This window comes from Bradyrhizobium zhengyangense (assembly GCF_022012435.1).
Lineage (GTDB): Bacteria > Pseudomonadota > Alphaproteobacteria > Rhizobiales > Xanthobacteraceae > Bradyrhizobium > Bradyrhizobium zhengyangense.
Window position 1 is genome coordinate 1,629,496 of record NZ_JAKLUA010000001.1, and the last position, 12,277, is coordinate 1,641,772.

Annotated in this window: 12 protein-coding genes; 1 reads left to right on the plus strand and 11 read right to left on the minus strand. The window is 63.9% G+C overall.

Annotated elements, in window-relative coordinates; translation table 11 throughout:
• Positions 1 to 2: 2 nt before the first annotated feature.
• From L6637_RS07740 to L6637_RS07790, 11 genes are all read right to left on the minus strand, one after another.
• Positions 3 to 929: a Gfo/Idh/MocA family protein gene (locus tag L6637_RS07740; protein WP_237859180.1), complete on the minus strand. Its 927-nt coding sequence runs from the start codon at positions 927 to 929 to the stop codon at positions 3 to 5.
• Positions 926 to 1,693, minus strand: a complete 768-nt coding sequence (locus tag L6637_RS07745) for a FadR/GntR family transcriptional regulator (RefSeq protein WP_237859181.1) — start codon at positions 1,691 to 1,693, stop codon at positions 926 to 928. Before L6637_RS07745 ends, L6637_RS07740 begins: the two co-directional genes overlap by 4 nt.
• The gene (gene yjfF, locus L6637_RS07750; RefSeq protein WP_237859182.1) at positions 1,690 to 2,670 is read right to left on the minus strand and encodes a galactofuranose ABC transporter, permease protein YjfF; all 981 of its coding nucleotides are present in this window, start codon (positions 2,668 to 2,670) and stop codon (positions 1,690 to 1,692) included. Before yjfF ends, L6637_RS07745 begins: the two co-directional genes overlap by 4 nt.
• The gene (locus L6637_RS07755; protein WP_237859183.1) at positions 2,667 to 3,659 is read right to left on the minus strand and encodes an ABC transporter permease; all 993 of its coding nucleotides are present in this window, start codon (positions 3,657 to 3,659) and stop codon (positions 2,667 to 2,669) included. Before L6637_RS07755 ends, yjfF begins: the two co-directional genes overlap by 4 nt.
• Complete coding sequence (locus L6637_RS07760; RefSeq protein ID WP_237859184.1) at positions 3,656 to 5,197, minus strand: sugar ABC transporter ATP-binding protein; 1,542 nt, start codon at positions 5,195 to 5,197, stop codon at positions 3,656 to 3,658. Before L6637_RS07760 ends, L6637_RS07755 begins: the two co-directional genes overlap by 4 nt.
• 117 nt (positions 5,198 to 5,314) lie before the next feature.
• A complete protein-coding gene (gene ytfQ / locus L6637_RS07765; RefSeq protein ID WP_237859186.1) occupies positions 5,315 to 6,280 on the minus strand; it encodes a galactofuranose ABC transporter, galactofuranose-binding protein YtfQ in 966 nt (321 codons plus the stop codon).
• Positions 6,281 to 6,593: 313 nt separating this feature from the next.
• Positions 6,594 to 7,766, minus strand: coding sequence for a fumarylacetoacetate hydrolase family protein (locus tag L6637_RS07770; RefSeq protein ID WP_237869851.1), 1,173 nt, complete (start codon positions 7,764 to 7,766; stop codon positions 6,594 to 6,596).
• A 134-nt stretch (positions 7,767 to 7,900) separates the two neighbouring features.
• Complete coding sequence (locus tag L6637_RS07775; RefSeq protein ID WP_237869853.1) at positions 7,901 to 8,878, minus strand: HEAT repeat domain-containing protein; 978 nt, start codon at positions 8,876 to 8,878, stop codon at positions 7,901 to 7,903.
• Between the two features lie 2 nt (positions 8,879 to 8,880).
• Positions 8,881 to 9,114 carry a 4Fe-4S dicluster domain-containing protein gene (locus L6637_RS07780; protein WP_008141081.1) on the minus strand — a complete coding sequence of 78 codons (234 nt, stop codon included), beginning with the start codon at positions 9,112 to 9,114 and terminating at the stop codon, positions 8,881 to 8,883.
• A gap of 31 nt (positions 9,115 to 9,145) precedes the next feature.
• Entirely contained in the window at positions 9,146 to 10,888 is a 1,743-nt protein-coding gene (locus L6637_RS07785) for a fumarate reductase/succinate dehydrogenase flavoprotein subunit (protein WP_237869855.1), read from the minus strand.
• A gap of 102 nt (positions 10,889 to 10,990) precedes the next feature.
• The gene (locus L6637_RS07790) at positions 10,991 to 11,764 is read right to left on the minus strand and encodes a ferredoxin--NADP reductase (protein ID WP_237869857.1); all 774 of its coding nucleotides are present in this window, start codon (positions 11,762 to 11,764) and stop codon (positions 10,991 to 10,993) included.
• Positions 11,765 to 11,963: 199 nt separating this feature from the next.
• On the opposite strand from L6637_RS07790, the gene L6637_RS07795 reads away from it, so the two are divergent.
• Entirely contained in the window at positions 11,964 to 12,260 is a 297-nt protein-coding gene (locus L6637_RS07795; protein WP_237859460.1) for a gamma-butyrobetaine hydroxylase-like domain-containing protein, read from the plus strand.
• The last annotated feature ends 17 nt before the right edge of the window (positions 12,261 to 12,277 follow it).

The window sequence follows — 12,277 nt, forward strand, 5'->3', positions numbered from 1 at the left end:
ATCTAGTCCACAAACGGTTCGACGATACTACGCTTGCCGAGCAGGAAAGAGTCGGCGACGAGGCGAAGCGGTGCCAGGTCGACGTCGCTCGCGCCTGATGCCGCGAGCTTGACGAAGTGACGGTAGAGCTCTCGATATTCCTCATCGGGCGCGTCGGCAACAACCTTGCCGTCCACCGCCATGATCCTTCCACCGCGGGACAAAGTCATCTGGCCCTGATCGGTTTCCGCGACGATATCCCAGCTCTGCGGCCCGGTCTGACGAAAATCGAACTCGGCCCTGATAGGCAGACCGCCGATGTCGGTCAGCGTCAGGTTCGCCGCAATCGGTGACTGGCAATTGGCCGGGAAGGCAAGCTCGGCCGCGGTGACGAATACCGGCCTTGGCAGGATGCGGGTCAGGATCGAGAGCGCATTGATGCCGGGATCGAACACGCCGAGCCCGCCTGGCTCCCAGATCCAGGTCTGGCCGGGATGCCAAACGCGGACGTCTTCCTTCCAGATGATGTGAACGGACTTGATCCGGCGCGTCGCCAGCCATTCGCGGGCGGGCTCGACCGCCGGGGCGTGGCGCGAATGCCAGGTCGCAAACAAGGTCCGCTTTGCATCGGCCGCCATTGAGACCAACGGATCGAGTTCGGCAACGCCGATGCCGGGCGGCTTCTCCAGCATGACATGCTTGCCGGCGGCGAGCGCCGCCGCAGCCTGGGCGCGGCGCACCTGCGGCGGTGTGCAGAGCGACACCGCGTCGATCTCCGGACCCTTCTCCAGCAGTTCCTCGACGGTCGCAAAATGCGGCAAACCCGGCAGCGAGGCGTTACGACTGGCCACGGCGGCAAGCACGGCGCCCGGCGTCGCGGCGATCGCGCCGACATGCTGGTCGCGCGCGATCTTGCCGAAGCCGACGATGGCAATACGAAGAGCTGTCACGGATGTTCTCCAGATTCTGCAGGCGCGGCCGGTGCTGTCTCGGCCGCCGTGCCCTTATGCCGGCGCATGCCGTTGTGAATGACGAAGGCCATGGCCTCGGCCGCCGCGTCGGCGTCACCTTCTGCGATCGAATCGACGATCTTCTGGTGCCAGAGCAAGGTAATCTCGCGGTCTTCCGTCCCCGCAGGTGCACTGAGCATGAACGCCGTACGCAAGGCAGCCTCGATCACGTGACCGATGGAGCGCATGAACGGATTGCCGGATGCGCGCGCCACCGCAAGGTGCAAGGCGAGGTCCGCTTCGGCAAAGTCGACGGACTCGGACGTCTCCTGCCGCATGCGGTCCATGCTGCGCTGAAGCTCGGCGATGTCTTCTTCTGAACGGCGCCTGGCCGCGAGCGCCGCCGCGCGCGGTTCGACCGCAAGACGTATCTCCGCGAGGTCGTTGAGAAAGCGCCGGTCGATGCCGGCGTCGAGATGCCAGGCCAGCACATCGGCGTCGAACATGTTCCAGGCGGCGCGCCCGCGCACGACGGTGCCAACCCGCGCCTTGGTCGTGAGCAGGCCCTTGGCGACCAGCGTCTTCACGCTTTCGCGCAACACCGGCCGCGACACGCCGAACATCGCCGTCAGCTCGGCATCGCCCGGAAGCCGCACCCCTTCCGCATATCGGCCGGCGATGATGTCGACGCCGATCGAGCGGGACACCTCCGCGTGGTTGGAATGGGCCCGTCGTGTCGGGATGACGACGATGCGCGAGGTCATGAGGCTACTCCCGCGCGCGCTGCCGTCGGCCGGCGCGCCAGCGCGACAAGGCCCTGTTGAAGAGCGATGAAGGCGAACAGCAGAATGCCGGTCGCGATCTTGGTCCACCAGCTCGACAGCGTGCCGTCGAAATTGATGTAGGTCTGGATCATGCCCTGGATCAGCACGCCGAGGAAGGTACCGATCACCGAGCCCTGCCCGCCCGTGAGCAGCGTGCCGCCGATCACCACGGCAGCGATGCTGTCGAGCTCCACGCCGACAGCGGAGAGCGAATAGCCAGCGCTGGTGTAGAACGAGAACACGATGCCGGCAGTGCCTGCGAGCAGGCTCGAGAGCATGTAGATCTTTATCGTCATCTTGCCGACCGCAACGCCCATCAGGCTCGCGGTCGCCCGGCCGCCCCCGAGTGCATAGACATTGGCACCGAACCGGGTGAGACGCAGCAACAGGATGCCGCCGATCAAAATCACGAGCATGATGATCGCGATCGCGCTCAGCCGTCCGCCCCCAGGCATCCGCAACGCAAAGTCTGACACGGTCGAATAGACAGGCGCGGTGATCGGCACCGATTCCGTCGAGAGCAGGAAGCTGGCACCCCGCGCCAAGAACATGCCGGCCAACGTCACGATGAAGGGCGGCAGGTCGAAAACGTGGATGACCGCTCCCATCGCCGCTCCGAAGGCCGCCGAGAGCACGAGGATGGCGACGAATGCGACCAGCGGCGGCACGCCCCAGCGTTCGATCGCCAGCGCGACGAACACAGTGGTGAAGCCGATCACGGAGCCGACCGAGAGATCGATGCCGCCGGAGATAATGACGAAAGTCATGCCGGTCGCGACGATGCCGAGGAAGGCATTGTCGGTGAGGAGATTGCCGACCACGCGCGTGGAGGCAATGTTGGGAAATTGCACCGCGCAGAGCGCGAAGCCCACGACGAGCACAATGGCCGTGATCAGGACGGGCGGGAGGCCTTTCATGGTTTCGTCCTCCGCAGCCGCGCCATGATGCCGGCAAAGCCGGGCAGCTTTGGCGATTGCAGCAGCAGCACCGCGAGCACCACCACGGCCTTGACCAGCAAATTGAACTCCGGCGGATAGCCCGACAGCAAGATGCCGGTATTCATGGTCTGGATGATCAGCGCACCCAACACGGCCAAAACGAGGCTGAAGCGGCCGCCGAACAGCGAGGTGCCGCCGATCACGACCGCAAGAATCGCATCGAGCTCGAGCCAGAGGCCGGCATTGTTCGCATCTGCCCCCATGATGTCGGCCGCGGCGATCACGCCCGCGAGCGCGGCGCAGACGCCGCACCAGACATAGACCGCCAAGATCATCGCACGGGTGCCAACGCCGGCAAGCTCGCTCGCCCGCGCATTGCCGCCCGTTGCCTCGATCAGGAGGCCGAGCGCCGAGCCGCGGACCACCGCGCCAGTGAGGATCAGCATGCCGAGCGCAATCGCGATCGGGACCGGGACGCCGAGAATGGCGCCGTTACCGAGCCAGACCAGGTCCGGTGAGGTAAAGGTCACGATCCGTCCCTCGGTGATGAGCTGGGCAATCCCTCGCCCTGCCACCATCAGGATCAGCGTCGCCACGATCGGCTGCATGCCGAGCACGGCGACAAGGAAACCATTCCACAATCCGCAGACGAGGCCGGCGCCGAGCGCGGCCGCCAGCACGACCGGCAGGCTGTGACTGTCGGCAAGGCTCGCGGCGATCGCTCCGCAGATGGCCATGACCGCGCCGACAGAGAGATCGATGCCACGCGTTGCGATCACGAGCACCATGCCGAGCGAGAGCAACGCCACCGGCGTGCCGCGATTGAGCACGTCGATCAGGCTGCCGAACAGGCGGCCGTCCTGGAGACGGAGGTCGAAGAATTGCGGCGATACCACGCGGTCGACCGCGAGGATGACGATCAGCGCGAGGATCTGGGCCAGGCCGCGACGCGGCAACAGCATCGTCATGCCCGAGCCTCTTGCATCGCTGCGCCATCGGCGGCGATGGCCGCGAGGATATTGGTGACGTCGATGGTCTCGCCCGCGAGCTCCTCGACATGGGCGCGATCGCGCAGCACGACTACGCGATCGGAATAGGTCACGATCTCGTCGAGCTCGGAGGAGATCACGAGCAGCGCCAGCCCGTCGTCGCAGAGCTCGCGGATCAGGCGGATGATCTCGGCATGCGCGCCGACATCGATGCCGCGCGTAGGTTCGTCCAGCACGAGGAGCCGCGGCGAAGTCGCGAGCCAGCGCGCCAGTAGCGCCTTTTGCTGATTGCCGCCGGAGAGCAGGCCCACCGGGCGCTCGGGATCGGGCGGGCGGATGTCGAGCATTTTGACGTAGCGTTTCGCGATCTCGTCCTGCTCACGGCGCGACAGCGGCCGATGCAGGCCGCGCTTGGCCTGAAGCGCGAGCACGATGTTCTCGCGCACGGTGAGCTCGGCGACGATGCCGTCGGTCTTGCGCTCCTCCGGGCAATAGCCAAAGCCGTGACGTACGCCGTCACGCGGCGACTGCAGTCGCACGGGGGCGCCCTCCACCCTCGCCTGCCCGCCATCGGAGCGCTCGGCGCCGAACACCAGCCGCGCCGTCTCGGTGCGGCCCGATCCGAGCAGCCCGGCAAGGCCGACGACCTCGCCATGGCGCAGCTCGAGATTGAACGGCGCGACATAGCCGGCCTTGCCGTAATTCTCGAAACTCGCACAGACCTCGCGTGGCGGACGGTCGCTCGCCGTCGCCCGCGCGCCGGTGGTCTCGGCGAGCTCGCGCCCGAGCATCATCCGGATCAGCTCGAGCCGCGGCAGCGAGGCCGTCTCGCGCTCGCCGACCAGGCGGCCGTTGCGCAGCACCGTGATCCGATCGGAGATCTCGTAAACCTGATCGAGGAAATGGCTGACGAAGACAATGCCGATGCCGCGCTTGGCAAGCTGGCGCATGATGCCGAAGAGGATCTCGACCTCGTGACGGTCGAGGCTCGCGGTCGGCTCGTCCAGAATCAGCACGCGTGCGGAAAGATCGACGGCGCGCGCAATCGCGGTGACATGTTGGATGGCCACCGAATAATTGCCGAGCGGCGCTGCGACATCGATGTCGAGGCCGAACTCGGTCAGCAGCGCTTTGGCGCGGCGACGCATCTCGCCTTCGCGCACGATGCCGAAGCGCATCGGCTGGCGGTCGAGAAACAGGTTCTGCGCCACCGACAGGTTCGGCAACAGATTGACTTCCTGATAGACGGTGGCAATGCCGGCCTCGAGTGCTGCCTTGGACGAACGCGGCGCAACCTCGTCGCCGCCCAGCCTGACAACACCGGCATCGCGCGGGAACACGCCGGTAACGACCTTGATCAGCGTGGATTTGCCGGCGCCGTTCTCACCGAGCAGCGCATGAATCTCCCCGGCGCGAAGCGTGAAGTCGACCTCCTGCAACGCGCGCACCGCACCAAAGCTCTTGCTGATCCCGCGCACCTCCAGGAGGGGCGGAGCAGGATCAAGGCTGTTCTCCATAACGACGTCACTCCCACCGGCGCCCGCTTATGTTGCGGACGCCCAGCCTATTCGTTCGCGCGACGGTTGCGAAGGGGGTTGCCGGACCACAACGTGTGGTCCGGCAAGACGCCCGCCTCAGTAACCGAGGCCCTTCTTGCTGTCGTATTCCTTCTGGGGATTGTCGGTGGCGGTAAGCAGCCTGGATTCGGTCTGGATCCACTTCGGCGGAACCGTGCCCTTCTCCTTGAAGGCCGCGACGGCGTCGAAGGCCGGGCCGGCCATGTTCGGCGTCAACTCGACGGTGGCATTGGCCTCACCGGCAACCATCGCTTTGAAGATGTCAGGCACTGCGTCGATCGACACCGTGAGGATGTCCTTGCCCGGCTTGAGGCCCGCTTCCTTCATCGCCTGGATCGCGCCGACCATCATGTCGTCATTGTGGGCGTAGACCGCGCAGATGTTCTTGCCACCGCCCTCGGCCTTGATGAAGCTCTCCATGACTTCCTTGCCCTTGGCGCGGGTGAAGTCACCGGTCTGGCTACGCACAATCTTCAGATTGGCGTGCTTGGCGATCGCGGTGTCAAAGCCCTTCTTGCGGTTGGCGGCGACGCTGGCGCCGACCGTGCCCTGCAATTCGACGATGTTACAGGCCTTGTCGCCGACAGTCTTGGCCAGCCAGTCGCCAGCGACCGCGCCTTCATGGACGCTGTCCGAGGTGACGGCGGTGAGATAGAGGTCCTTGCCCGAGGGATCGATGTCGCGGTCGAGCAGCACGACCGGAATCTTGGCTTCCTTGGCTTCCTTCAGCACCGCGTCCCAACCGGTCGAGACGACAGGGGCGAGGAAGATCGCATCGACATTCTGCGCGATGAACGAGCGGATCGCCTTGATCTGGTTTTCCTGCTTCTGCTGCGCGTCGGCAATCTTGAGATTGACCTTGCGCTTGGTGGCCTCCTGCTTGGAGACCGAGGTCTCGGCTGCGCGCCAGCCGGATTCAGATCCGATCTGCGAGAAGCCGACGGTCAGTTCTGCGGCATTCGCCGGCAGTGCAAGCAACAACGCGGCGGTGGCGCTGGCCGCAAAAAGGGCTTTGAGGGTCATGAGGCGTGTGTCTCCCAAGTGTTATCAGGGGCGTCCACGGTATCATGACACCCTCAGGCCGGCCTTTAGCGCGGCGGGAGGGACTATTTCACGGAAGCCGGCGTCCGTATAGTCATATTATTTGACTATTTGGAGGAATGATGTGGATGCAAGAGAGCTACACGTCCTGCGATATTATATTATGTTATACAATCTAAAGACGACATCCTTTTGACAGGGCGGCGTTGTCATGGCCGGGCCCGTCCCGGCATGACGATTTCATGGAAATTCGCGTCTGCGATCGGTCGCCGCGGGCAGCAGGCAAGCGAAAAGGCTAGATCAGCTTCCGCTGCGCGAGGTTCTTCATCAGCGCCCCGATGCCGAAGGTCCAGGGCTCGCACTCGTCGCTGGTCCGCATGCGGTTGACGAGCTTGCCGAGTTGGGGAGCGGCAATGGTAACGATGTCGTCGCGCTTGTGGGTGAACCCCTGCCCCGGCGCATCGCGATCCTTGACCGGCGCGAACATCGTGCCGAGGAACAGCACGAAACCATCGGGATATTGATGCACCTTGCCGATGGTCTGCGCGACGAGATCGGTCGGATCGCGACTGATCTTGCTGATCGAGGAATGGCCATCGAGGACGAAACCGTCCGTGCCGGTCACGTTCAGGCTGATGTCGAGCTTGCGCGCGTCATCGAGCGTGAAGGTGTCGTCGAACAGACGGAGCAGCGGACCGATGGAGCACGAGGCGTTGTTGTCCTTGGCCTTCGATAGCAGCAGCGCCGAGCGGCCCTCAAAGTCGCGCAGGTTCACGTCGTTGCCGAGCGCGCCACCGACAATCTTGCCGCGGCTCGAGACGAACACCACGAGCTCCGGCTCGGGATTGTTCCAGGTCGACTTCGGATGCAGGCCGGCATCCATGCCGGTGCCGACGGAAGACATGGTCGGCGCCTTGGTGAAGACTTCGGCATCCGGGCCGATGCCGACTTCGAGATATTGGCTCCAGGCGTTCTGGTCGATCAGCACCTGCTTTAGATGCATCGCCTGGTCAGAGCCAGGCTTGAGCTTCGATAGATCGTCGCCGATCAGCCGCGTCACTTCCTTGCGAATGGCTTCGGCCGAGGCCGGGTTGCCCTTGGCGCGCTCCTCGATCACGCGTTCCAACATCGAGATCGCGAAGGTGACACCGGCCGCCTTCAGGGTCTGGAGATCGACAGGCGCGAGCAGCCAGGGCTTCTTTGAATCGCGTCCATCAGGCGCTGTATTGGCGACGATGGCTTCGAGATCGCCGATCCGCTCGCCCTTGGTCGCGGCAAGCGCCTTGGCCGGATCGTCCTCCTCGCAGAGGGCGCTGACGGTCGGAAATTTTGCGGTGACGTCGAAGACGCCGTCAGCGCGCACCGCGACCACGGCCGGACCGTTCGCCTGCGGCAGCCAGACGCGGCCGACCAGCGTTCCCTTCGTTCCATCCTCGGGGAGAAGGTCTTTAACCGTCAAATTCGTCATGGCCGGCGTCCTCGCTGTTTTTCGGATCGGTCACTTTCGCAAGTGGCCGATCCCATTGGCGAAGACAAATAAACGTCTGGCGGGGGAAGTCCATAGCGGCAGGTGCCCCGCCGCTATGTCCCTGCCCTCGCCTTTTATGCGCCTGCGCGCGCCTTGCGGGCCGCGATCTGCTGCAGTGCCCAGCGTGCGTTCTTGCGGACATCAGGATCCGCATCGTCGGCGATGACGGCCAAAAAGGCCTCACCGTCGGGATGGGCGATCTCGCCGAGCGCGGCGGCCGCCTCTTTCCGCAAATTCGCCTGGTCATGATTGACGCAATTGCCGATCGGACGCACCGCGCGCTCGACCTTCATCCTGCCGAGGCTGCGGATCGCCTTCAGCCGCACCTGCCAGAACTCGTCGCCGAGCGCGCCAACGAGCTGGTCTGCTGCGAGCGAACCATTGGTGTTGAGACCCAAAGTCTCGGCCGCCATCTCGCGCACCATCCAGTCCGAGTCCTTCAGTGCGCGAGTGATCATCTCGGCAGCAGGCTTCATCTGCGAGAACGCCAGCGCGCTCACCGCAGCGCGGCGCACATGCGCGTCGGTATCGTTGATCAATGCCGTCAGCGCGGGGATGGATTCTTCCAACTTTAGAAAGCCGATCACGCCGATCGCCTGCACGCGAACGGCAGCATCCGGGTCCTGAAGCGCTTCCAGCGCGGGCTTGAGCGTATCCTTGCAGCGCAACTCCTTCAGCGCACGCAATGCGCCCATGCGCACGAAGGCGTGGGCATGCTTGACGAGCGGCAGGATGACATTGGCGCAGGCGGTATCCTTGAACTCGGCCATGCTGTCGGCGGCCGCCGCCGCGACGATCCTTTCCGGATCGACCAACAGCTTCACCAGCGCACTTGCCGCTTCCGGTCCATCGAACTCCCCGAGTGCCATCGCCACCTGCTGGCGCACGCCGGCGTCGGGATCAGCCACCATATTGGCGAGATGCGCAACGGCTGCGGGATCGCCGGAATGGCCGAGCGCGATGATGGCGACGCGGCGCTCAGCGGGATCGGCGGCCTGGAGCCGCTCGTCGGCATCTTCGAGATCGTCGTAAGATTCGAACGGGCTCGACATGATCACCTCAACAGATAGGGAATGTTGACGGTGACGGCGCCCGTCGGACAATCGGCCTCGCAAGGCATGCAGTACCAGCACTCGTCATAGGCCATGTAGGCCTTGCCGGTCATGTCGCTGATGCGCAGCACGTCGAGCGGGCAGACGTCGACGCAGACGGTGCAGCCCTTGTCCGCGATGCATTTGGCGTCGTCGACGACCACCGGAACCGATGTCTGATAGGATGCGAGAGGCATTTGATGTCTCCTGTTGCTCTTGTGCGGTGGATCAGGCGGTGGCGCGGATGCGCTGCTTATCGTAGAGATCCTTCTCGTCGTCGGCGATCGGAACGACGTAGGGCTCCACCGCACGCTTCTCGCTGGTCATCTTGCCGTTCTGCTTCGACAGCAGCGTGTGGCAGAACCAGTTCTCGTTGTCCTTCTCCGGGAAATCAGTGCGCCAGTGATAGAGGCCCCAGCGGCTCTCCTCGCGATAGAGCGAGGCATGCACGGCCATATCGGCGCAATCCATGATCGACTGCACTTCGAGCGCGCGGAGCAGCTCATGCGCGTTGCGCGCGATCATACGCTCCTGCATGTCCTGCCGCGTCTCTGCGAGGCGGCGCATGCCGAGCTCGTATTTGCGTGTGACTTTCGGCGGTTGGAGATAATCATTCACCAGGCGGCGGGTCTTGTACTCGACCTGGTTTGGCGGAATGCCGTCCTCGCGCTTGGTCGGTGCCAGCACGCGGTCGCGCTCCCTGGCGACGTCGGCGGCATCGAACTCGGCAAAGTTGTGATTGTCGGCGAACTCCATCGCGTCGATGCCGGCGACCGAGCCGTTGGTGAAGGCGCCGAGCATGTAATTGTGCGGCACGCTCGCCATGTCGCCGGCGGCGTAGAGGCCGGGGACGGTGGTGCGCGCATTGTCGTCAACGAACACGCCCGAGGCGCTGTGGCCGGAGCAGAAGCCGATCTCGGAGATGTGCATCTCGATCGACTCGCTGCGATAATCGACCCCGCGCCCCTGCTGGAACAGGCCGCGCGTGGGGCGCTCAACCTTATGCAGCGTGGATTCGATCTCCGAGATGGTGTCGGGATGGAGGTGCTTGAGCTGGAGGAAAACCGGCCCCTTGCCGGACAGGAGCTCGTTGTAGAATTCCAGCATCATCTGGCCGGACCAGTAATCGCATTCGATGAATCGCGCGCCCTCGTTGTTCGCGGTGAAGGCGCCGAAGGGACCGGCGACATAGGCGCAGGCCGGGCCGTTATAGTCCTTGATCAACGGGTTGATCTGGTAGCATTCGAGGTTCGCGAGCGCAGCGCCGGCGTGATAGGCCATGGAATAGCCGTCACCGGAATTGGCGGCGTTCTCGTAGGTGCCGAACATGTAGCCGGAGGTCGGCAGGCCGAGGCGACCGGCGGCGCCCATACAGAGGATCACGGCCTTGGCCTTGATGACGAGGATCTCGGCAGTGCGGGTGTTGACGGAGATCGCGCCGGCGATGCGACCATCGGACGATTTCAGCAGCCGCGTCGCCATGTAGCGGTTGGAGATCAGGATACGCGCGCGGCGGAGCTGGCGATAGAGCGCCTTCTTCACGGTCTCGCCGTTCGGCATCGGCAGAACATAGGTGCCGATGTGATGCACCTTCTTGACGGCATAGTCGCCGTTCTCGTTCTTCAGGAAGCGGATGCCGAAACTGTCGAGCTCCTCAATGATCTTGTAGCAGTTTTGCGCGTATTTATAGACCGCCTTCTGGTCAACGATGCCGTCATTGGCGATCGTAATTTCCTTGGTGTACTGCTCCGGCGTCGCATAGCCGGGGATGACCGCGTTGTTCAGCCCGTCCATGCCCATCGAGATTGCGCCGGAGCGCTTGACGTTGGCCTTTTCGAGCAGGACGACATTGGCCTTCGGGTTCTTCAGCTTCGCCTTCAGCGCCGCCATCGGGCCGGCCGTGCCGCCGCCGATGACCAGCACGTCGCAGGAAACCTCGGAAAGTCCGTCGACGATCTGATCTAGTGCCATCACTTGCTCCTGGTTCGCCGGTGTCCGGCGCCTTTGCGTCAGATTTGTTCAGCTGGTCGTCCGGCGATAGCAATTAGTTGTCGCCGGGACGCGATTTGCGCCTCAGCGCTCGACGAAGGCCTTTTCGATCACGAAATGGCCGGGCTGGCTGTGATTGCCCTCAACGAAGCCGCGCGCGGTAAACATCGCGGGAAGTTCCTCAAGCATCGCCGGGCTGCCGCACAGCATGATGCGGTCGGTCTCGATATCGAGGCCTGTTAGCCCGAGATCGTCGAACAGCTGGTTGGACGCGATCAGGTCGGTGATGCGGCCGCGATTGCGGAACGGCTCGCGGGTGACGGTCGGGTAATAGACGAGCTTGTCGCGGATCAGCGGCCCGAATAATTCGTGACTGCGCAGGCCGTCGACGACGTGCTCGCCGTAAGCAAGCTCGGAGACCTGGCGGCAGCCATGGGCGAGTACGATAGTCTCGTAGTTCTCGTAGACATCTGGATCCTTGATCAGGCTGGCGAAGGGCGCAAGGCCCGTGCCGGTCGAGAGCAGCAGCAGGCGCTTTCCCGGGATGAGGTTGCCGGTGATCAGCGTACCCGTCGCTTTGCGGCCGACCAGGATGACGTCGCCTTCCCTGATCTTCTGGAGGCGCGAGGTCAGCGGACCGTCCTGCACCTTGATCGAGAAGAATTCGAGCGCCTCTTCGTGATTGGCGCTGGCCATGCTGTAGGCCCGCATCAACGGCTTGCCCTCGACTTCCAGCCCGATCATCGCGAACTGGCCATTCTGGAAACGGAAGCCGGGATCACGCGTTGCGGTGAAACTGAATAGTGACTCGGTCCAGTGCCGGACCGACAAAACCGTTTCCTTCTGAAATGCGCTCATGGTCTCTCCTTCGTGATTGCGCACAGGTTCTCGGAGAGAGCAGAGTCCGGCAATTCGGAAGTGAAACTCCCGGTCGATTAGTTTCACATTTCGCGAGTGGTGATCGAAGATCAGGCACGCGGTCCCGTACGCGCCGGCAATTAGTTGCTATTCGCGCGCGCCCGCGCGTGTAGAACGAAGTCGGAGGTTCGTCATGACCATGACCCTGGTGGTACCGACCGTGGCCGACTATGAAGCAAGCGCCGATCTCGCGACGCTCCTCGTCCGCACCGCGCAGGACGATGCGCTCAGCGTGCCCGCCGAGGCACTCCGCCTCTCCTGCAAATGCGCCCACTGCACCCGCGCCCGCTTCGACGGTCGCTTCCCGGACGCGTTTCCGGGGATCGCGATCACCGAGATCGGCGATCTCGGCTACGGGCTGAACATCTCGTTTTCGGATGGGCACAACAGGGGGATTTACCCAAAACCCTATCTGCTGAGCCTGGCCGGGCGGTAAGCGCCCGTTTGCCCGCA

Excerpts from the sequence above, each read along its gene's own strand:
- L6637_RS07745 (WP_237859181.1), bottom strand. The coding sequence starts at position 1,693 with ATGACCTCGCGCATCGTCGTCATCCCGACACGACGGGCCCATTCCAAC.
- yjfF (WP_237859182.1), bottom strand. The coding sequence starts at position 2,670 with ATGAAAGGCCTCCCGCCCGTCCTGATCACGGCCATTGTGCTCGTCGTG.
- L6637_RS07755 (WP_237859183.1), bottom strand. The coding sequence starts at position 3,659 with ATGACGATGCTGTTGCCGCGTCGCGGCCTGGCCCAGATCCTCGCGCTG.
- L6637_RS07760 (WP_237859184.1), bottom strand. The coding sequence starts at position 5,197 with ATGGAGAACAGCCTTGATCCTGCTCCGCCCCTCCTGGAGGTGCGCGGG.
- ytfQ (WP_237859186.1), bottom strand. The coding sequence starts at position 6,280 with ATGACCCTCAAAGCCCTTTTTGCGGCCAGCGCCACCGCCGCGTTGTTG.
- L6637_RS07770 (WP_237869851.1), bottom strand. The coding sequence starts at position 7,766 with ATGACGAATTTGACGGTTAAAGACCTTCTCCCCGAGGATGGAACGAAG.
- L6637_RS07775 (WP_237869853.1), bottom strand. The coding sequence starts at position 8,878 with ATGTCGAGCCCGTTCGAATCTTACGACGATCTCGAAGATGCCGACGAG.
- L6637_RS07780 (WP_008141081.1), bottom strand. The coding sequence starts at position 9,114 with ATGCCTCTCGCATCCTATCAGACATCGGTTCCGGTGGTCGTCGACGAC.
- L6637_RS07785 (WP_237869855.1), bottom strand. The coding sequence starts at position 10,888 with ATGGCACTAGATCAGATCGTCGACGGACTTTCCGAGGTTTCCTGCGAC.
- L6637_RS07790 (WP_237869857.1), bottom strand. The coding sequence starts at position 11,764 with ATGAGCGCATTTCAGAAGGAAACGGTTTTGTCGGTCCGGCACTGGACC.
- L6637_RS07795 (WP_237859460.1), top strand. The coding sequence starts at position 11,964 with ATGACCCTGGTGGTACCGACCGTGGCCGACTATGAAGCAAGCGCCGAT.